At 42.0% G+C, this 21,101-nt stretch carries 22 protein-coding genes; 6 read left to right on the top strand and 16 right to left on the bottom strand.

Going from position 1 to position 21,101, the window contains the following annotated elements; all coding sequences use genetic code 11:
- Positions 1-8: 8 nt before the first annotated feature.
- From glpT to ftsY, 7 genes are all read right to left on the bottom strand, one after another.
- Entirely contained in the window at positions 9-1,379 is a 1,371-nt protein-coding gene (gene glpT / locus C9J48_RS15875; RefSeq protein WP_006233271.1) for a glycerol-3-phosphate transporter, read from the bottom strand.
- Between the two features lie 342 nt (positions 1,380-1,721).
- Complete coding sequence (gene glpG, locus C9J48_RS15870) at positions 1,722-2,564, bottom strand: rhomboid family intramembrane serine protease GlpG (protein ID WP_006233270.1); 843 nt, start codon at positions 2,562-2,564, stop codon at positions 1,722-1,724.
- A 41-nt stretch (positions 2,565-2,605) separates the two neighbouring features.
- Positions 2,606-2,938, bottom strand: coding sequence for a thiosulfate sulfurtransferase GlpE (glpE, locus tag C9J48_RS15865; RefSeq protein ID WP_006233269.1), 333 nt, complete (start codon positions 2,936-2,938; stop codon positions 2,606-2,608).
- 619 nt (positions 2,939-3,557) lie between these two features.
- Positions 3,558-4,418 carry an RNA polymerase sigma factor RpoH gene (gene rpoH / locus C9J48_RS15860; protein WP_006233268.1) on the bottom strand — a complete coding sequence of 287 codons (861 nt, stop codon included), beginning with the start codon at positions 4,416-4,418 and terminating at the stop codon, positions 3,558-3,560.
- A gap of 143 nt (positions 4,419-4,561) precedes the next feature.
- Positions 4,562-5,488, bottom strand: a complete 927-nt coding sequence (gene ftsX / locus C9J48_RS15855; protein ID WP_006233267.1) for a permease-like cell division protein FtsX — start codon at positions 5,486-5,488, stop codon at positions 4,562-4,564.
- Positions 5,478-6,146, bottom strand: coding sequence for a cell division ATP-binding protein FtsE (gene ftsE, locus C9J48_RS15850; RefSeq protein ID WP_006233266.1), 669 nt, complete (start codon positions 6,144-6,146; stop codon positions 5,478-5,480). Before ftsE ends, ftsX begins: the two co-directional genes overlap by 11 nt.
- Positions 6,147-6,149: 3 nt before the next feature.
- Complete coding sequence (gene ftsY / locus C9J48_RS15845) at positions 6,150-7,466, bottom strand: signal recognition particle-docking protein FtsY (RefSeq protein ID WP_006233265.1); 1,317 nt, start codon at positions 7,464-7,466, stop codon at positions 6,150-6,152.
- 84 nt (positions 7,467-7,550) lie between these two features.
- Here ftsY and rsmD point away from each other — a divergent pair, with 84 nt between their 5' ends.
- Positions 7,551-8,156, top strand: a complete 606-nt coding sequence (gene rsmD / locus C9J48_RS15840; RefSeq protein WP_036804256.1) for a 16S rRNA (guanine(966)-N(2))-methyltransferase RsmD — start codon at positions 7,551-7,553, stop codon at positions 8,154-8,156.
- The gene (locus tag C9J48_RS15835; protein ID WP_006233263.1) at positions 8,153-8,419 is read left to right on the top strand and encodes a DUF1145 domain-containing protein; all 267 of its coding nucleotides are present in this window, start codon (positions 8,153-8,155) and stop codon (positions 8,417-8,419) included. Before rsmD ends, C9J48_RS15835 begins: the two co-directional genes overlap by 4 nt.
- Before the next feature lie 104 nt (positions 8,420-8,523).
- Here the strand turns inward: C9J48_RS15835 and C9J48_RS15830 are convergent, their stop codons facing one another.
- From C9J48_RS15830 to C9J48_RS15805, 5 genes are all read right to left on the bottom strand, one after another.
- Positions 8,524-9,117 (bottom strand): YhgN family NAAT transporter, encoded by a 594-nt coding sequence (locus C9J48_RS15830; protein WP_036804254.1) that lies wholly within the window; start codon positions 9,115-9,117, stop codon positions 8,524-8,526.
- Positions 9,118-9,283: 166 nt separating this feature from the next.
- Complete coding sequence (locus C9J48_RS15825; protein WP_006233261.1) at positions 9,284-9,526, bottom strand: YecH family metal-binding protein; 243 nt, start codon at positions 9,524-9,526, stop codon at positions 9,284-9,286.
- A gap of 121 nt (positions 9,527-9,647) precedes the next feature.
- Complete coding sequence (locus tag C9J48_RS15820; RefSeq protein ID WP_006233260.1) at positions 9,648-9,959, bottom strand: putative signal transducing protein; 312 nt, start codon at positions 9,957-9,959, stop codon at positions 9,648-9,650.
- A gap of 117 nt (positions 9,960-10,076) precedes the next feature.
- On the bottom strand, positions 10,077-10,700 hold the full coding sequence (locus tag C9J48_RS15815) for a lysoplasmalogenase (RefSeq protein ID WP_036804252.1): 624 nt from the start codon (positions 10,698-10,700) through the stop codon (positions 10,077-10,079).
- Positions 10,701-12,000: 1,300 nt separating this feature from the next.
- Positions 12,001-12,366 (bottom strand): hypothetical protein, encoded by a 366-nt coding sequence (locus C9J48_RS15805; protein WP_006233257.1) that lies wholly within the window; start codon positions 12,364-12,366, stop codon positions 12,001-12,003.
- A 355-nt stretch (positions 12,367-12,721) separates the two neighbouring features.
- Between C9J48_RS15805 and C9J48_RS15800 the strand changes: the two genes are divergently transcribed.
- A complete protein-coding gene (locus tag C9J48_RS15800) occupies positions 12,722-13,054 on the top strand; it encodes a DUF2500 domain-containing protein (RefSeq protein WP_006233256.1) in 333 nt (110 codons plus the stop codon).
- Positions 13,055-13,131: 77 nt separating this feature from the next.
- Here C9J48_RS15800 and C9J48_RS15795 read toward each other — a convergent pair whose 3' ends face one another.
- Together C9J48_RS15795 and C9J48_RS15790 are read right to left on the bottom strand one after the other, a co-directional pair.
- Complete coding sequence (locus tag C9J48_RS15795) at positions 13,132-14,136, bottom strand: acyltransferase (RefSeq protein WP_006233255.1); 1,005 nt, start codon at positions 14,134-14,136, stop codon at positions 13,132-13,134.
- Between the two features lie 156 nt (positions 14,137-14,292).
- Positions 14,293-15,015, bottom strand: a complete 723-nt coding sequence (locus tag C9J48_RS15790) for an SDR family oxidoreductase (protein ID WP_006233254.1) — start codon at positions 15,013-15,015, stop codon at positions 14,293-14,295.
- 527 nt (positions 15,016-15,542) lie between these two features.
- On the opposite strand from C9J48_RS15790, the gene C9J48_RS15785 reads away from it, so the two are divergent.
- From C9J48_RS15785 to C9J48_RS15775, 3 genes are all read left to right on the top strand, one after another.
- The gene (locus C9J48_RS15785) at positions 15,543-17,141 is read left to right on the top strand and encodes an AbgT family transporter (protein WP_006233253.1); all 1,599 of its coding nucleotides are present in this window, start codon (positions 15,543-15,545) and stop codon (positions 17,139-17,141) included.
- A gap of 190 nt (positions 17,142-17,331) precedes the next feature.
- On the top strand, positions 17,332-18,213 hold the full coding sequence (locus C9J48_RS15780; protein ID WP_006233252.1) for a LysR family transcriptional regulator: 882 nt from the start codon (positions 17,332-17,334) through the stop codon (positions 18,211-18,213).
- A 98-nt stretch (positions 18,214-18,311) separates the two neighbouring features.
- Positions 18,312-19,196 carry a patatin-like phospholipase family protein gene (locus tag C9J48_RS15775; RefSeq protein WP_006233251.1) on the top strand — a complete coding sequence of 295 codons (885 nt, stop codon included), beginning with the start codon at positions 18,312-18,314 and terminating at the stop codon, positions 19,194-19,196.
- Between the two features lie 10 nt (positions 19,197-19,206).
- On the opposite strand, the gene C9J48_RS15770 is transcribed toward C9J48_RS15775, so the two are convergent.
- On the bottom strand, positions 19,207-20,421 hold the full coding sequence (locus C9J48_RS15770) for an EAL and HDOD domain-containing protein (protein WP_006233250.1): 1,215 nt from the start codon (positions 20,419-20,421) through the stop codon (positions 19,207-19,209).
- 41 nt (positions 20,422-20,462) lie between these two features.
- Positions 20,463-21,080 (bottom strand): homoserine/homoserine lactone efflux protein, encoded by a 618-nt coding sequence (gene rhtB, locus C9J48_RS15765; protein ID WP_006233249.1) that lies wholly within the window; start codon positions 21,078-21,080, stop codon positions 20,463-20,465.
- Positions 21,081-21,101 lie beyond the last annotated feature (21 nt).

Below are 21,101 nucleotides of genomic sequence, written 5' to 3'. Positions count from 1 at the left end.
GATCTCAATCACGCATTTTGTTGTGCGCGCTCAAGAGCACGTTTTTCATGGATCTTATTTTCACCCATTAGTGCTAACACAAGGAAGAAGATTGACAAGCCACAGGCTGAAGTCAGTACCATGAAGCCACCATCCCAACCAAAGTGGTCAACGGTGTAGCCTAGTACGATGTTTGCCACAACCGCACCGCCAAGGTAGCCAAACAAACCAGTAAGGCCAGCAGCCGTACCCGCCGCTTTCTTCGGTGCTAATTCTAACGCATACAGACCAATAAGCATTACCGGGCCATAAATAAGGAAGCCGATAGCAACCAGTGCTGTCATATCAACAATTGGATTGCCCGGAGGGTTAAACCAGTAAACCAATACCGCAATCGTTACAAGTGACATAAATAAGATGCCAGCAGGTGCACGGCGACCTTTAAAGAATTTATCTGACATCCAACCACACAGTAATGTGCCTGGAATACCTGCCCACTCATAAAGGAAATATGCCCAAGATGACTTATCTACTGAGAAGTCTTTTACTTCACTTAAATACACAGGAGCCCAATCAAGTACACCATAACGAATCAAGTAAACAAATGCGTTCGCAATTGCGATAAACCACAATAATTTGTTGTTAAATACATATTTGAAGAAGATTTCCTTACCGGTCATCTCTTTTTCATGTGATTCATCGTAGTTATCAGGGTAGTCGTTTTTATATTCTTCAATGGCAGGTAAACCACAAGATTGCGGTGTATCACGCATGGTGATTAATGTGAAAGCAGCAACCAATAACGCGAAGAATGCAGGTACATAAAATGCTGTACGCCAGTCATCGTTAAAAGCCCATAAACCCAATAAGAACATCGGACCAATTAAACCGCCACCCACATTATGCGCGACGTTCCAAACCGACACTAATTCGCCACGTTCTTTACGTGACCACCAATGCACCATCGTCCGACCACAAGCTGGCCACCCCATGCCCTGGAACCAACCATTCAAGAACAATAAGATAAACATGGCGGTAATACTGCTTGTTGCCCAAGGCATAAAGCCAAAGCACAGCATCACCAACGCCGACATGGTCAAGCCTGCCGCCATAAAATAGCGCGGATTAGAGCGGTCTGACACGCTACCCATTAAGAACTTTGATAAACCATAGGCAATAGAAACAGCAGCCAGAGCAACACCTAAGTCCCCACGGCTGTAGCCATACTCTTCAATCAAGAAAGGCATAGCCAAACTGAAGTTTTTACGGACTAGATAATACCCGGCATAGCCAAAGAAGATACCCATAAAGAGTTGCCAACGTAGACGTTTATAGACAGGATCTATTTGTCCACCAGACAATTGCGCAGTATGAACTGCGGGTTTAAAGATGCCAAACATAAGGTGTTCCTTTAAAAGTTATTGTTATTTTAGCAAGGACGATTTTTAAACAGCGTACTGTTGTTACGATATTGCTTTTAACAAATTGTTGTTTCAGCGATGGATTTTTGCGCGAACGCAAGCTACAAACGAGCAAAACAATCGATTCCGCTCAATTGGCGCGAATTATTACGCGAATGAAAAGATAAAGATGTGAAAACAATCATAAACGAAGATTTATTTTTCAAAAATGAGACATCTTGCCCTAAAAAGCAGACAAATATATAGAAGTGCTTTTGAAATCAGAGACTAATGCCATTCGAAATAGGGAATAGAATGACATTAATCTTTAAGGAAGAGAGATTATTGGTGGTTCGACTTTCCAAATTTCGCATCAACCAGTGCGATTAAGCACCCACTGATCAAGCCAAATAAATGTGCCATGTTCGCTATCGACACTCCCATCGGCTCAGCAAATCCAATCACCAGCCATGCCAGCATAAAACCGACATACGCTTTTGGCATGGTAAGGCCTCGTTTAGGTGCTAACCAGCCCATCCACCAGATGTAGCCCATGAGGGCGTAAACAACCCCAGATAAACCACCAAAATTAGGACCATGAAACCAAAATTGAGCAAACCCTGATATCAACGCTGATATCAAAAAGACTTGAACCAGTTTTGCACTGCCGCTATGTCGCTCTAATTGCCCGCCGAGGATCCACCACCATAGGCAGTTAAAAATAATATGTAAGGCAGAAAAGTGAATCAAAGCGTGTGAGAAAAATCGCCACACTTGCCACTGATCGCCATCCATAAACGGGAAATGGAATAAATCAAAAAGAGGCTGCTGTAAACCAAAGAACCACAATATATAAATCGCGATAACCACAACCATAACCGATAAGCTAAACGGCCCTGCCTGTGATTTAACCATCCCAATTAAACTCGGGCTACGATAATTGAATTTTGCCGTACGGCTTTCAGCTACATCCCAAGATGCAGCTTGATACTTAGGTTCATTCGGGTTATTCAAAAAAGTATTAAGTTCAGACTCTGCTTCAACTTGATGCTCGATATCAACTAACCAGATGGCAAAAACGCCTTCAGGCTCAGATGCTAAAGACAAGGTAATACCACGCGACGCCATATAATCGATAAACGCTTGCGCCTGACGAGGATTATGGAATCCAGCTAATCGATGCATCTTTCACTCCGACAAAGTATCAGATCGGCAATTGGTTACCATTAATCGATCTGTTGAATAATTGGTAAAGCCTGACGACGCCAAGCTTCAAAGCCACCATCCAAACTATACACCGCTTCAAACCCTTGGTTAATCAAATATTGTGCGGCACCTTGACTGCTAATGCCGTGATAACACATCACAATCACAGGTTGTTCAAAATCAACCTGATTCATTAATTCAACCATAGTGTCATTCGTCAGGTGATAAGCATTTTCAGGATGTGCTAGCCCAAATGATTGAGGGTCGCGAATATCCACTAACACTGCCAGTGAATCTTCTTGTTGCAATAAGCTATATGCTTGATCAACTGAAATATGTTCGAACTGTTCCATTGCCTGCCTCTTGGTTTTGATAGTCGGTATTGATCTTCCCCATTATCAAAGTGTGACGATCCTCCGTTTTAGGATCCCACCGATAACATGGATAAGGAAATATCATTGTTACGTATTGTACCTTACTCAGTTACTCACAACCTTGCACAGAATGTAGGGGTTTATCCACACTATAAAATTTCCCCCTATGGTAGGTGTCACGGGGCTTTAAAAAACAGAAGTGTCACCTTGCAACCAAGAAGAACAAAAAATAACCAGCTGTGGAAAAGCCTGTGGATTGCGTTGATAATGTGTTTTAAAATAATAGGATCTACTACATGTAGTGAGGATCCGATCATAAGCTGTGTATAACCTAGCATATAGCCCACAAATATATTCACAAACGTGAGTTACATCGCAAAAACATCCCCAAAGATATCCCAACAGGAAAAACACCGTTTATCAGCATAATTTGATGATACTTCAAGATGAAAGCGCCAACAGATCGGTAAATTCAATGCGTTAGAAAAAGTTACGCACCGAATTTTAGCCACAAAAAAACCGACTATGATAAGTCGGTTTTTATTTTACGGCTTGTGGATAGCTTATAACGATCTAGATCATTGCTATCACGTCGATCCTAGTAAAAATCGCCTACTGCTTCTTTCAGCTTTTTCATGGCGTTTTTCTCAAGCTGGCGAACCCTTTCGGCAGATATACCGTAGTGATTAGCTAAATCTTGTAAGGTCGTCTTTTCATCATCTAACCAACGAGATCGCACAATGTGCTGACTGCGCTCATCCAATCCTGCTAATGCATTAGATAGACGGTTGTTAGTATGGTTTTCCCAGTTATTTTCTTCATAACTTAAAGCAACATCAGACGCTTTATCTTCAAGGAAATAGACAGGAGCAGTGTAGCCTGCATCACGATCATCATCTTCATTTGGTAGTTCAAATGCAGGATCTTGGGCTGCTAAACGTGATTCCATCTCGCGCACTTCAGATGGATTAACACCCAGTTGTTCTGCAACCATTTCAACTTCTGCATTGTTAAACCAACCCAGACGTTTTTTTGACTTACGTAGATTAAAGAACAGTTTACGCTGAGCTTTGGTTGTCGCAACTTTCACGATGCGCCAATTTCGTAAAACATATTCATGTATTTCAGCTTTAATCCAATGGACAGCGAAAGACACCAAGCGAACCCCTACTTCAGGGTTAAAGCGTTTTACCGCTTTCATCAAGCCGATGTTACCTTCCTGTATTAAGTCTGCCATTGGTAAACCATAGCCAGAATAGCCACGAGCAACATGCACAACAAAGCGCATATGTGACATTACTAAGCCTTTCGCAGCTTCAATATCGCCATCATAATGCAGACGTTCAGCTAACTCTTTTTCTTGCTCTACTGTAAGCATCGGGTGTCGATTGACCGTCTGGATATAACTATCCAAGCTACCAGTAGAAACTAGAGCCATTGAAGACATCTCTTTTGCCATTCAAAAAAACCTCGTGTGTTTTTTATACCAATATAACGTTATCTGAACACCTATAACGTTATCTGAACCTGTAATAGTGCCAAGAAAATGGGTCGCTTTGCAAGTGAGCCGCGTAATTTACACCATTTTCAGGCAAAAAAATGTCAGATAGGTTCAATTTCTTTCAAATGACGCCCCGCAGAGAAGCGGGCAGCAAGTAATCCAAGGAAGGCTGCTGTCATCATTAAAATAAGGCTTTCATCCCAACTTAAACCCACTAAACGGAAGTTACTGTCATATAACATAGCTAGTTTTTCAACCGCACCGTCAAGAAGTATAGTCACTATTATCGTGAGTACCCACGCAATAACAGCTCCAATTAAGCCGTACCACACCCCTACATATAAATAAGGACGTAGAATAAAACTGTCTGTCGCCCCCACCATCTTCATCACTTGAATTCTATCTTTCTGATTCAACACTTGAAGACGCAGGGTGTTACCCACAATTAAAAAGACCGCAAACAGCATTAACCCAGACATCAGTAACGCCAAGGTAACAGATAGATCCTGAATCGCAGCTAACCGCTGTAACCAGTCACTGTCTAATCGCACTTCATCAACTGTAGGCTCAGTGCGAATTTTAGTAGCAAGTTGTGCTGCTTGTTCATTATTTTGCCAATCAGGTGCTGGGCGAACAATAATGACAGCAGGTAATGGATTCTCATCCAGTAAACTGAGTGCTTGCTCAAAACCTGCATGCTCTCTGAAATCTTCAAGGCCTTTATCGGGTGAAATATACGTGACCGCTTCGATTTCAGGCCATGATTGTAGCTGTTCAGAAAAATCAGCGCCGGCTTGCTCTGAAGCATTATTATCTAAATACAACGTAAGTTGTGTCGGGTTTTGCCAAGCCTGTGCCACCAAGGTGACATTTTTCGCTAATAAATAAAACGTTGAAGGTAACGTTAAGGCAAATGCTAACACCGCGAGCGTTAAGATATTACCTAACGGACGCTTAAAAAGATCATTCAGTGCTTCAAAGCACTGCTGCTTATGAATAGCAAAAAAGCCGGTTTGTTTACGCGCCACGGGCAAGCTCCCTTAAATGTCCTTGGTGCAAATCTAAACGACGGTAGTTATGTGTCGATAATAGCGACGTATCGTGTGTCGCCATTAATACACAAACTCCAACCCGATTAAATTCTTCAAATAAACGCATCACCTGCTGTGATAATTCAGCATCTAGATTACCGGTAGGTTCATCAGCTAATAGCAACATGGGCTTGTTAACCACAGCCCGAGCAATACCGACTCGTTGCTGTTCACCACCGGATAATTGAATCGGTAAACAACGCGCTTTATCAAGCAGCCCCACTTTATCGAGGGCTGCTGATACACGACGTTTAACATCATTTTCAGACACTTGCTCTACCCGCAAAGGTAAAGCAACGTTATCGTAGACACTGCTGTCCATTAATAATTTGTGATCTTGAAAAATGATACCAATATTACGGCGTAAAAACGGTATCTGCTTATTGTCGATACGTGTTGTTTCATGACCATTAAAAAAGATATGACCATCACTTGGTCGCTCTATGGCACAAATCAATTTCAGCAGGGTACTTTTACCTGCTCCAGAATGACCAGTTAAAAAAGCCATATCTGCTGACCGCAGATGAAAATCTACTTTTTGTAGCGCTTGGCTACCGCCACGATAGGCTTTACTTACCTGCTGAAATCGAATCACACGTTATTCCTCGTCACTAAATAGTGCTTCAATAAACTCATCTGCTACAAAAGGACGCAGATCATCAATACCCTCACCAATGCCGATGTAGCGAATAGGAATACTGAATTGATCGGCAATGGCAAAGATCACACCACCTTTTGCCGTTCCATCAAGCTTAGAGATCGTAATACCTGATACTGGTGCCACTTCACTAAACAATTTAGCCTGACTGATCGCATTTTGACCAGTTCCAGCATCAACGGTAAGCATAATTTCATGCGGTGCAGCAGGATCAACCTTCTTCATTACGCGTACAATTTTGCGTAATTCTTCCATAAGGTGACCTTTGTTCTGCAATCGACCCGCAGTATCAGCAATAACCACATCAACATTACGTGCTTTAGCTGATTCTATCGCATCAAAAATCACAGATGCACTATCAGCACCAGTATGCTGAGCCACAACAGGAACACCATTGCGCTCACCCCAGACTTGAAGCTGCTCAACGGCTGCAGCACGGAATGTATCGCCTGCCGCCAACATGACAGATTTACCTTCACTCTGGAATTGCTTCGCTAGCTTACCAATTGTTGTGGTTTTACCTACACCATTAACACCCACCATTAAAATAACAAATGGCTTTTGGCTGGTATCAACAATCAGCGGCTGCTCAACCGTTGACAACATGTCGGCTAATTCTTCTTTGAGTAAACCATAGAGTGCCTCACCGTCTTTAAGTTCCTTACGGTTAGCTTTGTCTGTCAGGTTCTCGATGATTTTTAATGTAGTATCCATCCCCACATCGGCAATAAGAAGTTGCTCTTCTAGCTCTTCAAATAATTCATCATCGATTTTTTTACCGCTGAAAAGACCAAAAAAACCTGAACCAAAATTGGTTTTCGTTTTCTTTAGGCCACGCATTAAGCGAGCAAAAAATCCGTCAGATTGAGGTTTTTCTTGCTCGTGAATGATCACTTCAGCCGCTTTTGCTGCTTGAGCTTCAGCTTCTGCCTTAGCAGCCGCCTCTGCTTCTTCCGCTTTTATCACCGCTAAAGCTTCTGCTTCTTCTGCCGCTTTCGCTACAGCAAGTGCTTCTACCTCTTCTTCGGCCTTGGCAATTGCGAGTGCCTCGGCTTCTTCATCGGCTTTCACTTGTGCAAGCGCATCAGCTTCTTGCTGAGCTAAAGCCTCTTTATTCTCCTTATCGTCTGTTGATTGCAGTGAATCAACATCCACCTCATTTGTTTGATTTTCTATCGTTTGTTCGGTTTGCTCGGTCTTCTCTTCAGATCCAAAACCCAGCCACGAAAATAATCCGCGTTTCTTTTTCTCTGCCATTGGCAAATCCTAGCCCTTGATTGGTACAATTTGCAGTCTAAAAACAGGTGTATACTATCATTTTCTAAACGGTCAAAAAAATCTATGACGAGACACAAGCAGCAAACAGGCCGAAATATGCCAAATAATCGCCGAGATGGGTTCGTTAGAATCATCAGTGGGCAATGGCGCGGACGTAAATTACCGGTCCACGATGTTGAAGGTTTAAGGCCCACCACTGATCGCGTAAAGGAAACTGTTTTCAACTGGTTAGCTCAAGACATTTATCAAGCTAAATGCCTTGATCTGTTTACTGGTAGTGGTGGTTTAAGCTTTGAAGCTTTGTCTCGTGGTGCCGAAAGCATCACTATGCTTGAATTAGACAAAAAAGCCGCAAATCAACTACAACAGAATTTAACGACTATTGGTGCCACCAATGCCAACGTTCTAAACACTGATAGTCTAAAATATTTAGCGCAAACAGGCACGCCCCATGACGTGGTGTTTATCGATCCACCGTTTCGTAAAGATTTGATACAAAATGTTATCGATCTATTAGAGGCCAACAACTGGCTCACTCCCCATGCAATGATTTATATTGAAGCGGAGAAAGAACTGGGTGAGATCGTAACGCCTTCACATTGGCGTTTACATCGTGAAAAGATAGCAGGCCAAGTCTGTTATCGTCTATTTGAAAGAGAGAAAGTATGAAAGCACTCATTGCATTAGCTAAAGCCGCTATCGGTTTTGTTTGGCTAATACTGATTATTAATATTTTCTCCCCGTTTCCGGGTGTTGCAGCGATGGCACTCTACATCATGACAGGGTTCCTCTTCATGATGCATGGCTTACAAATGCTCATTTTTATCGGCGCATTTGGCGATAAAATTAATATGTCAAAATGGGAAATGTGGTCGATTTTAATTTTCGGGATTTTTGCACTGCTCGATATCCGTCGTAAACATATGATGTGAAAAAATGGGCAAGTATCGAATACCGATACTTGCCCATTTCACAATAATTTGATTTTACAGCTTCTAACTCAATACGAACCCGCTATCGCTACAGCCCGCCATAACTACAAACCAATAGATAAATAGGCACGTATACCATCTAAGAACATCTGCACTGAAATCATCACCAGTAATAATCCCATTAGCCTTTCAACGGCTTTTAAGCCCTTCTCGCCCAATAAGCGATTAAAGACTTCGTGGAACATCAAGATTACAAACGATCCCCCCCAAGCCAATAAGACAGCTAACACCCAATCCCACATCCGAGTTGGATCTTGATTCGACAACAACAATAAAGAAGCCAAAACAGAAGGTCCTGCAATCATCGGGATTGCCATCGGCACTAAAAATGGTTCTTCACCTGCCGCTAACCCTGTTACACCACCAGGTTGTGGAAAGATCATTTTTATCGCAATCAAAAACAGTATGATGCCACCAGAGATGCTGACGGTTTCTGTCGAGACATGTAAAAATGCCAACATCTGTTTACCGCCAAATAAAAACAGCAACAGAATGATAAGTGCAAAGCACAATTCACGTACCATAATAATACGGCGACGTTTCGGCTCGATATGTCGCAGGATCGACAACATTACCGGCAAATTACCCAGCGGATCCATGATTAAAAATAACATGACCGCTGCAGACATTATTTCCACAGGGTGAACCTCAATCAGAGATAAATCGTAAGATTATTTCGAAGTAGATACATAATCAGCTGAACAGCTGAATTAAGAAAGGCGGAGTATAACAAATGAACAAAAAGGTGACGATAAAAACCATCACCTTATTTACAATATAATCGTTATATTTTTCGAGCTAGCATTAATGGCTACACATGCGCTCACGGTTTGCTGTAATCATGTCACCCTGAAGTACAACTTTCTGACGATCAAGCAAGAATGACAACAACGCATCAAATGTTAAGTCTTGCTGGCTACAAGTATAAAAGCGTACACCTTCACCATACTCAGCTTCAACAGCATGCTTAAGTGAAGCAAGGGTGTATTCTGCATCTTCTACAAGCAACAAATTAAGTACCGTATGGGCGTGAATAGATTGGTTCATGGTTACACTCTTTACGTTATGGGTATTGAACCTATTAAACCATGCTGATTTTTTTTTGATTTGATGCAAAACAAAAAATAGCATTTAAAGTGCATGTTATGATTTAGATCTATCTATACTATTACGGCTTTTCACATCCACACTGCCAACATAATTCAAACTGGCCTTCATTTGTCTCATTACACTGCATACAGATCCAATCGAAGTATTCAGCCTGTTCATAATCTTGCAGTAGGCGATCCGCCTTAGCAGTGCACTCTGGTTCAACCCATAAGCCGACCTCAACGGCATTCGTAGGTAACTCCCCCACAGCTGAACCTAAACTCTCGCCAGTAAGCCTAACAACAATGCATGCACTCTCTAGCATTCCTTTTAAGCTGTGCGCTTCTAAGTTGTTGGCCGCACTGTACACTTGAATCCATTGCTTTGACATTGACTACCTCTTTTTATATCAAGTTACTTCAATAGACCGAGCATTGAGTATTCTTCTTTCTTTTATTTTAGATATAAAAAAACCGCTGATAACAGCGGTTTAATAAAACGAGATCATTTACAGCAGTAATGAAGCAACAAACAATGATTGTGCCAAAAAGTATGTACCCATTATGGCACTGACAGAATGCTTAAAAGAGCCACGGAAGTGCTCTATTGCCAATAAAATATCAGATACCACAAAAATCAGCGCACCAACAAGTGCCAATAGCCCAACGGTCGATTGAGCCGTTAACCAAAATTCACCCGCCGCCCACGCCATTTGAGTGATCATCGCAATATAAACCGCAACAGGTAAGATTAAACGCCCTAAAGACGGCAGCAATAACAGAAAGACAATAATCCCCCCGGCAAATAACATGGCGGGTAACCACCACACAATACTACCTGACAGCTGGCTCCAGAAAGCCACTGAATAAACGATATGAGCCAATAAGAAGCTGATAAGCCCCTGAACAAAGCGCTTTTGGGGTTGCATTAGCAGCACATCCCCAACGAGAGACAATAACAAACCACCAAAAATAGCTTGTTGATAGAAGCTGCCTAGCCCCGTTTGCCAAGCAACAATCAGTAGCAACACCATGGTAAATGGCTTGAATAAATAAAACTGCCATTTGGGCCCATGATAAGACGCATTAATATGTAATAAACCCGATAGAGAGATGGCTAACCAAACCCACATAGCATCACCGATATAGTTATAAGCCGAGACAGTGTAGAAACCCAACCGTAATTGTCTAGCGTAATACCTTCATAACTAGACCTCGCTAGAAAAACCATCATGAATTTTAGCTATATCTACCTTTACCTGCATATTTAAACCTCTGACATTATGTAGACACGACATACTCATCGAACAAGTAAACTATGCCATTAATCAGCCTAATATTTGGATAACACACCAAAACAAGCCTTGGTGTTCTTCTCACCTGACATTCTCCATCATTTGATATACCTTTCGATGAAAAACCAGCATTAAATCGCTTTACATAAATGATAATGAAAAAACAATAAGCACTTCAAATCAAACACTTAACAGCACAACTGGCAACATAATCACCCAAAACCAAGCCAAGCTTACCAAACATACCCCATCGTTTTATACCATGGCATTAAATTCAACAACTTGAAATAAAACAGTGGTTTATTGCATGTTTTATATAATACAAATCTAATTATGCCACCTTTAAAAAATACCGACCCACCTAAAAGATACCTAGCCACCTTCAACCCAATAATGATCCAATAAATAAATAGTTAATTTTATCATGACGAACAGTTACATTAATGAACACCACATTATGATTTAAAATCAATGAATTACAATTAACAGCAACAACCAAAAAACAAATCGCTCAAATTAAGAACACACTAAAAAACACAGTTTACAGGAGCAAAAACGGATAATTAACCCAAGTTAAAACCATCATTTCATACAAAAAGTCAACTTAAGCTTGCCTAAGCACCAAAAAAGATGCTATTCTCTTTATCAAGATGAATACAGCAGCTAACCAAGGAGACTTACTATGTTCACTTCTTCTCAAAAACAAGGACTTGTGATGATCGCAATAGTAATGGGCCTGATGACACTGCCTGTAATCTATTAAGTTCAAAAAAATTCCATAAAAATGGCGCCTTTGGGCGCCATTTTTGTTTCTATCGCTCATCCAGATCACATTCCAATCATTCCTCTTCTGAATGATGCTATTTAAGCCGCTACAAAGGGAAATTAATTCTTAAAATCGATACCTCTTTGTTTTTGATGCAGGACAACGATATTGTTAAATCAATGTCTTGATTGCAAATCCATAAATCCTCACTGACACTCGCATCTTGACGTAATACTCTTCTGAATAAATCCGTAATTAGCATTTTTTGGTAAGAAAAATGAATAATATGGTGGGAATAATCTTGAATATAACGATAAAAAAGCCCTGTTAAATAACAGGGCCTTCAGAATGAGATCGTGATATCGGGGCACCCTAAAGTGCTAGCTTAATGTGATGCCAATGGACTGAATAAAACCATATCGCGAGGGCTGTAAAACCGAGTACGAGAAATACTGCTACTCCCCATATAAAACGCCCACTTCGCGGGGTAAGCTCTTTTTCACATAACTTGCACGCAGCTAAAAAACCTTTTTTGTCATTAAGTTGATAACCGTCTTCATGTACCGTTTTATTACGGACCGACGCAATAAAGCGTAACTTAGGCACAATTTCATGCGGTAAACGTTCTTCACTACTGCTAATTAACTGATGCAGTCCTTTTCCTTCAGCGTGATAATGCTGACGTAATAAATGTTCAATACGTCGAGTTCGCGTTACCACCATTTCAATATTAGCCATAAGCAGCCTCTCTTCCTGTTCTCTCTACCTTACAGCGACTTAAATTCCATTCAAAGCATCGTGACACTGATTTACATTAGATTTTAGCTTAGCCTTCAAAAAATTAATTTCACTAGGTAGAAAGTCATCTGATTATTCAATATTTTCCATTACGGGTCAGCTTGATAAAAGCTCACCGTGAAACAGAGCGCATTAAATATATATCTGGATCCAATTTTATGATGTTCATACATGAAAAAGTGCTTTCAGATCACTATTTCCTCGTCTTCTGATATTTACTGTTGTTCTACTCAACAATAATGGTGGCTCTATCACCTGTATCCACACATTTATTTGACTATCAAGGAGGTGAGTTATGCCTATATGGATTGTTTTCGTCATTATCACACTACTGGTTTTTTCAGTTCTTTATTATGTTCGCTTTTATCGCCGTCATGTCATCGGTGAAAATGCCGTTGAACAAACCCTTAATGTGACGATTCTCGAGAAACAAAGCACTCCAATCATTGGTGCAAGAGTCGGAGAAGATAACGAAGAATATTGGATTTATGTTCAACCAACCGCTGGCGGGCCTAAACGAGAGTTCATGGTAGGAATTCATTACTACCATGCACTCAACTCTGGCGATCAAGGCACGATGACGTATAAAGGCAGAGACTTTTTACATTTCGCCTTACAACGAGACTAACCCGTCATCTATCGACTAATACAATGATGATAACGCAGTGCAAATCACCCTCGCGTTAGCATCATTTTGCTTTGTGACTACGGGACCAACCATGCCGTTTTAGGGCTTTTGGCCAACAACCAGCTAGATATTAAGGCCAAACTGCCACAAATAAACGTCCAAAATGGAATCATAATTATTGGGTGAGCAAAATATAGATCAAACGCCCGAACAGGCCATAAAAAAATAGGATGCAGCAAATATACCCCTAGGCTGTATTTACTGATAAACGCAAATTTCGACTGCCAGAAATTCCCCATATTCTCGCCATAACGCTGACATACCGCAAAAATCATAGCGGCAATGATCACGGTATTTAGTGTTTTATACGACATCCACCGGCCCACAGTGTATTCATCCAGAGCCAAACTCTTACTCACGACCATGTAATCTGTGAGTAATAATGCTGCAATACCTAAGGGGAATAACCATTTCAATGGTGGCCAGCGATACTGAAACAAACAATAGCCCATCAATAGATAACCACTGTAGAGCACTAACTCCTGACTCCATGGGCCATCAATTTTCAATAGGAATAACGTGGTCAATGCTAGCCAAAGACACGTCATACCAACCACTGTACTTTGTTCATACTTACGAACAAATATTTGAAAGAGAGGAATAATAAAATAGAGCGGAATAAAGTAGTAGAAAAAGCCGAGGTGATAATAGGTTTCGTGAACAGGTAAGGCTTTCAATGTATCAAGTGCCACAGTGCCATCAAACCCAGCAAGGGTGAAACCCGATAACCCAGCATAAAAGATAGACCATACAATAAACGGTAAGAGCACTTTACCTAAACGCCGTTTTACATAGTATTTAGCATCAAATTCACGCTTATCACTCAGCATTAATGCCCCTGTGATCATGATGAAAATAGGCACGGCCCAGCGGCTAAAGCTATTAAAAGTTGTCGCTGTAATCCACTCGCTGTTAGGAATGATACCTAACTGATCGCGATACGGCCCCAGCACATGAATAACCACAACAGCTACTGCGGCCAAGCACCGCAATATATCGAAATACCAAACTTTTTGCCTCACCCTTACCTGCTCCTGTATTCAGCGATAAAGTCGAAACACTCAAAATAAAAGCGGCGTGTTTCGACTTTCTTGTTTGAATATAGCAGCCAGTAAGAGTAAGTACCTGAACTTACTCTTACTATTTGGTACAGCTAACACAAAATTAACAAAGGAAAATTACGGCTGTTGGCGGGTTGCTGCTAGAACAATTTCACGGATACATAGGTTTTGTGGCTGTTGGTACGCATAGCTGATTGCATTGGCAATATCTGAAGGGGCAATGACACCACCCATACCTTCTTTCCATTCTTCATAGCCATCTTTAATGTCATTACTTGTCGTATGACTAAGAAGCTCAGTTTCTACCGCACCAGGAGCAATCGTGATGAAACGTACATTGTCATCAGCCACTTCTTCACGAATATTTTCAGTGATCGCATGAACCGCAAACTTAGTACCACAATATGCCGCATGGCTTGGGAATGTTTTACGACCAGCAACAGAGCTAATGTTGATCACTGTACCATGTTGACGCGCTTTCATATCTGCTAAGACAACATGAATACCGTTAAGTAGACCCATTACGTTCACATCGAACATAGTTTTCCATTCTGCGGGATCTTGGTCATGTGCTAAACCCAGTAACATCATGCCTGCATTGTTAACTAAACAATCAACAGGGCCAAACTGTGCTTCAGCTTCTTTTACCGCAGCAGCAAAAGCTTCTGCATCTGTCACATCAACTTTACGGCACATTGCATTCGGTAGATTCAAGGCTTCAAGGCGCTCAACTCGACGTGCTAACAGTAATAAAGGATGACCTTCTGCTGATAATTTACGAGCGGTTGCTTCACCAATACCAGAACTTGCACCAGTAATAACAATTAGAGACTTAGACATAGATAAACCCTTTCATAAACATAAGAAGATATTTCATCACTATCACTGTTTGGTGATGTTGATGGAGGTAAATATAGATGCTTTATCTCTAACTGAAAAATATCCATTTCTTCTGATTACCATAAAAAAAAACTATGGATAGAACCTTCAATACACATCCACAGCTCGGTGATGCTATCGAAAAGGCCATTTGAAACATTGTTTTAATGACTAACATCGCATTTTGTTACATCAAATACCCACACAAAAAATAAGACATACTGTATTCAGAGCCATCCGTTATAGGACAAAGAGTTAACTGGCGCAGGAGGGGCATTCAAACGCATATCCCTACCGAATAATTTACTGCGGAATGATATCAATACCGCGATATTTGACTATAAATTTAACCTTGCACAGACAAAAAACAAACAATTGAAACATTTAGAAACAAATCTACCTTTGTTTATATCGTTAACAATGGCGTAACCTTTCGCCTCAGAAAAGAAGTACCCATTGATGGGATTAAAACGATAACGGAGGGAGTGATGCACTCATCAGCTTCACAACAAACACCACAACAACAGAAGAAAACGGTCTTTACCCGATTTCTTGATACCGTAGAATTTCTCGGTAACCTTTTACCTCACCCAATCACTCTTTTTGCACTTTTTTGTGTGGCGATTTTAGTCGCTTCTGGCATTGCCGGTTATTTTGGCGTTTCTGTTATCGACCCTCGTCCAGAAGGCGCAGCGGGGCGTGCAGCTGATGGCATGATTCATGTTATTAGCTTATTTAACGCAGAAGGTTTACAACTGATTGTTGCTAACCTTGTTAGTAACTTCACAGGTTTCGCACCATTAGGCACGGTACTGGTTGCGATGCTGGGTGTGGCGATTGCTGAATACTCAGGCCTACTTTCTGCCGCTATGCGTGGCCTAGTGATGGGTGCATCTCGTCGCATGGTAACGCTAGTTGTTGTATTTGCGGGTATCATCTCGAATACCGCCTCAGAGCTTGGCTACGTGGTTCTGATCCCTCTTGCAGCAATGTTATTCCACTCATTAGGTCGTCACCCTCTTGCGGGTTTAGCGGCAGCATTTGCGGGTGTATCGGGCGGCTATAGTGCCAACCTATTACTAGGCACGGTTGACCCACTGCTTTCGGGCATCACTGAAACAGCAGCACAAATGATCGATCCAAACTACCTTGTAGGCCCTGAGGCTAACTGGTATTTCATGTTTGCATCAACATTTGCAATTACGATCATGGGCGCATTTGTTACCGAGAAAATTGTTGAACCTAAACTAGGTAAATACAACGCTGAAGAAGCAAGTGAAGACCTTGGTGGCGATAAGATGGGTCAGCTTACCGATCTTGAAAAGAAAGGTCTTAAGCTTGCTGGTCTGGCTGCTCTTGTTGTATCGGTACTGTTAGCAATGACTATTGTTCCAGCAGATGGCATTCTTCGCCACCCTGATACAGGCTTGGTATCGGGCTCTCCGTTCCTTCGTGGTATCGTTGCGTTCATTTTTGTATTCTTTGCTATTCCAGGCTTTGTTTACGGCAGAACAGTCGGCACAATGAAGAACGACCGCGATGTGATCAACGCGATGTCTAAATCAATGTCGACCATGGGCATGTACATTGTATTGGTGTTCTTTGCTGCACAATTTGTTGCTTTCTTCAAATGGACAAACTTCGGCCAAGTCTTCGCCGTTGGTGGTGCTGACTTCCTACAGTCTATCGGTCTAACGGGCCCAATGCTGTTCTTCGCCTTCATCTTGATGTGTGGTTTCATTAACCTAATGATCGGCTCTGCATCTGCACAGTGGGCAGTAACAGCACCTATCTTTGTTCCGATGCTAATGCTAGTCGGTTACGCACCAGAGACGATTCAAGCGGCATACCGTATTGGTGATTCTGTTACCAACCTGATCACACCGATGATGAGCTACTTCGGAATGATTCTGGCGGTTGCTACGCGCTACCAGAAAAACCTAGGGTTAGGTACTTTGATTTCAATCATGCTGCCTTACTCGATGATATTTGTTATTGGCTGGAGCATCATGTTCTACGTATGGGTATTTGTTCTGGGTATCCCGGTAGGTCCAGGTTCAGCAACCTACTTTAATATCGCGGGTTAATCTTCCTTAGATAAAGAACATCCTCAAGCCGAGATCGTTATCTCGGCTTTTTCTTATCTGCGATTCAAGGATGTCGGATGAAACGTCACGTGAAATGAGCGCCTTGCCTAGAGCCCAACAAATTCTCGCTGAAACAAGCATCTTAAGGTAACGTGGGTATACATACTTTTTCATCGCCGAGCTACCTCTTATGGATCTGCGTCTACTTCGTTTCTTTGTTGCCGTTTATGAAGAAAAAAATATTACTTTTGCGGCAGAACGTTGCTTTGTTTCTCAGCCATCAATTTCCAATGCAATTAAGCAGTTAGAAGAAGAGCTCAGCACACCATTATTTATACGCCATAAGAAAGGTGTAAACCTTACGGATGAAGCTCACTATTTATATCCGTTAGCAATTCGGTTACTTAACGACATCAATCGTTTGCCACAATTATTTCAGCAACGCACAGAATGCTTGCCGCTCACTTTGGGCAACTTCCCCGATCTAAGCCAAAGCCAACTGGCACGCTTTTTAGCATTACTAACCCAACAAGTACCTAATGTGCTGTTAGAGTTAGTCGATCACAGTGCCGAATCTGATGCCCGTATCACATTGGATATGTTCAAGGCCGATGGTGAGATTTTCTTACCCCTGTGGGATGAAGATTATGTGTTATGCATGCTACCCAATCACCCACTAGCTGCACTGAATAAAGTCACGCCACAGCAACTACATCAGCATGACTTTATTGAGTGCCCGCCGTGTGAAGCCCACCAGCAAACAATTGGCTTATTAGCCTGTGATGGTTTGGCGGTAAATTTAGTTGCCAAAGCCGAACATAAAACGCAGGTAATGCACCTTGTTCAAGCAGGGTTAGGTATTTCATTTCTACCAACAGGTGTACTAGAAACAGCCAAAGAGCTGGTTACCGTCCCCCTTGATGGACCCCGTATGTTTCGCCGTTTGGGGTTATGTTACCCCGCCAATAAAACCCTCAACCCAGCGCTATCAGCTGCAGTAAAAGTGCTCAGTCAATATGCACACAGTGATAAGGTCGGTACGGTACTTACCGAGCAAAACACCGAGAGTTAAGTTTTATCTATCGCAACGATAAGTAAAATCGACTGTTTCAAATTACTGGTCAGATTTATGCTTGTACTTCTATAGGATTTGAAGCACAGGTTTTGCCCATGAATAGCACCCCATCAAGAGCACTCGTCGTAGAAGGCGGCGCAATGCGCGGAATATTTGCCAGTGGCGTATTGGATGCTTTTCTTGAAAATGGCTATATGCCGTTTGATTTTGTAATGGGGGTATCTGCAGGCTCGACAAATCTATTAGGGTACTTGAGTGGTAATCATGGTCGTAGTCATAGAATCATTACCGATTACTCGCGTCGCCCTGAATTTATTAACTTTTCGCGTTTTACCCATGGCGGACACTTAACCGACATCCGCTGGTTGTGGAATACAACGACCCGAGAATTACCGCTCAATTTATTTCAATTCGAACAACGCAACATTCCCTTTTTTGCAACGACCACAAACGTTGAGACTGGGCAGGCAGAATACACCGAGGTCACTCGCGAAAATGTGGCCGAAGTTATGATGGCATCGTGTGCTTTACCACTCGCTTATCGTGACTACCCCACAATAAATAAAACGCCCATGAGTGACGGCGGTATTGCTGATTCAATTCCGGTTATCGAGGCATACCGACGTGGGGCGCGTAAAATAACCGTCGTACTTTCTCAACCGTTAGGTTACCGAAAAAGTGATACCAAAGTGCCATGGCTATTACGATCGATGTTTCATCATCACCCGCAATTAGCCAAAGCCTTGTTACATCGCGCCAAGCGTTATAATAAAGCATTGGACTTTATTCAACATCCTCCCGCTGATTGTGAAATAACCATTATTGCCCCCAATAAAACCTTTCAAGTGGGTCGTCTGACACGCCACCTAGGTAAACTAGAGCATGGGTATTTACTCGGGCAACAAGCGGGATATCGACTTTGTGGGATAGTGCCTTGCCATGGTGAGCATTGCTTTGATGATACAGCGTTGATGGTTTAAGAGGAAAACACTACGACAGCTTTTCGTAGTTATTGGTCCAATCAAGCGCCTGCTGATGGCTACTGGCCACCAATGCTTCTGGGATACCTAATTCAGTACAATATACACTGACCTTGCTCCAATCAGCTTGCTCGTAAGCATCTAACAGTGCCAAGACTTGCCCGAGCTGACCTTGATGATGCAATAGGGCGGTTTGTACTTCATCTTGCAGGGGTAACAGTGCCAGCAGCTGATCGAGTGAGCTGTCTAATAATGCGTCCAATAATGAAAACATTCCAGTCAGAAATGCCTGTTCAGATTTTGCCTTTAAAGTACTGTTCGCCACCAAAACTTCGCACATCCGTGCCCGCTGCAGCGACATTGAGTACAACTCTTTCGGTTTATTTAATGCGGCATGTGCCGTTGCAACCACCCCGACAAACATCCGTACTTTGTCTTCACCCAAATACACCAATGCTTGTTTAAATGAACTGATGGGCTCAACAGTGCGCGTCGTTGCGGTATTTACATAACGCAGCAATAAGTATGACAACGAAACATCGCTGGCAATAATCTGCTCAACCATTTTAAAATTAACTGGCTCACGGCAAATTTCTTGCAGTAAGCGAACCGTTGTAAGTTTTTGCGGTTCAATTTGACGATTTTTCAGCAACTCTGGCTTACTGAAAAAATACCCCTGAAAAAAGTGAAAGCCCGCATCCAGTGATATTTGAAAATCTTGATGTGTTTCCACTTTTTCAGCTAAAAACTTTAGTTTCCGGTGCTTATTTTCAGCCACAAATGCACACGAATTGTCGAGACCTAACTTAATCAAATCAAGTTTAATAATATGAACATAAGGTAGAAAACGCAGCCATTCAGCCGAAGCTTCAAAGTCATCTAATGCAATCACGTAACCATTACGGTGTAAGTGTTTAATCGCAATGAATAACTCATCATTCGGAATGCAACTTTCAAGCACTTCAATCACCACCCGCTTTTTAGGCAGCAGCAGTGGTAATAAACGAATTAGGCTTTCATGAGGAAAGTTAATAAAGGTACGTTGACCAGTCGTTGCTAAGTTATCCCCCACAGCCATATAGTTTTCAACCAACAAACGACAGGTCGCTTTATTGGCTTCAATTAATGGAAAGGCATTACTTTCACCATCACGGAATAATAACTCGTAGCCGACGGTACGTTGCTGACGATTTAAGATGGGCTGGCGTGCAACGTATGAATACATGACGACTAAAGTATCCTATTATCCGTAAATGAAAATCAGCATTAAGCACGTGCTGATGCGAGTAATGCACCACAACCAATAAACATCGAGCCAAACACACGGTTTAACGTGTTCATCACACGAGAAGATCGTATATACCCAGTAAGTTTAGAAGCTAACGATACATAACACAGCATTACGCAGGTATCGACCAAGACTGTTGTCGCCCCCAAAATAATAAGCTGCATCATTTGCGGTTCATTCGGATTAATAAACTGTGGAAATAAGGCCACCAGGAAGACTATTGTTTTTGGGTTGGTCATATTCACCAATACGGCTTGACGAAATAATGATTGAGCTGAAACATTATCAGTAGGTGTATCGAGGCTAATAACCGATTTTTCTCGCCATTTTTGCACACCTAACCAAATAAGGTAAATCACCCCCACCCATTTGATAATAGAAAATGCCAGCGCAGATTGTGCCACAATAGTCCCAAGGCCAACCCCAACTAATACAATATGAAATGCCAATCCCGCCTGCAGACCGACGATCGACGCTAATGACTTACGAAAACCATAAACCATACCGTTACTGATCGAGTTCACTGTGCCTGAGCCTGGTGCAACGCTAAATACCACCGCTGTCGCTAAATATGCCAACCAAACTTCAATGTTCACAACTACACCTCATAGTGAATT

The organism is Photobacterium profundum, assembly GCF_003026285.1.
Classification (GTDB): domain Bacteria; phylum Pseudomonadota; class Gammaproteobacteria; order Enterobacterales; family Vibrionaceae; genus Photobacterium; species Photobacterium profundum.
Note: the sequence above shows the minus strand (reverse complement) of the source record. Positions and strands in the feature narration are given on the sequence as shown.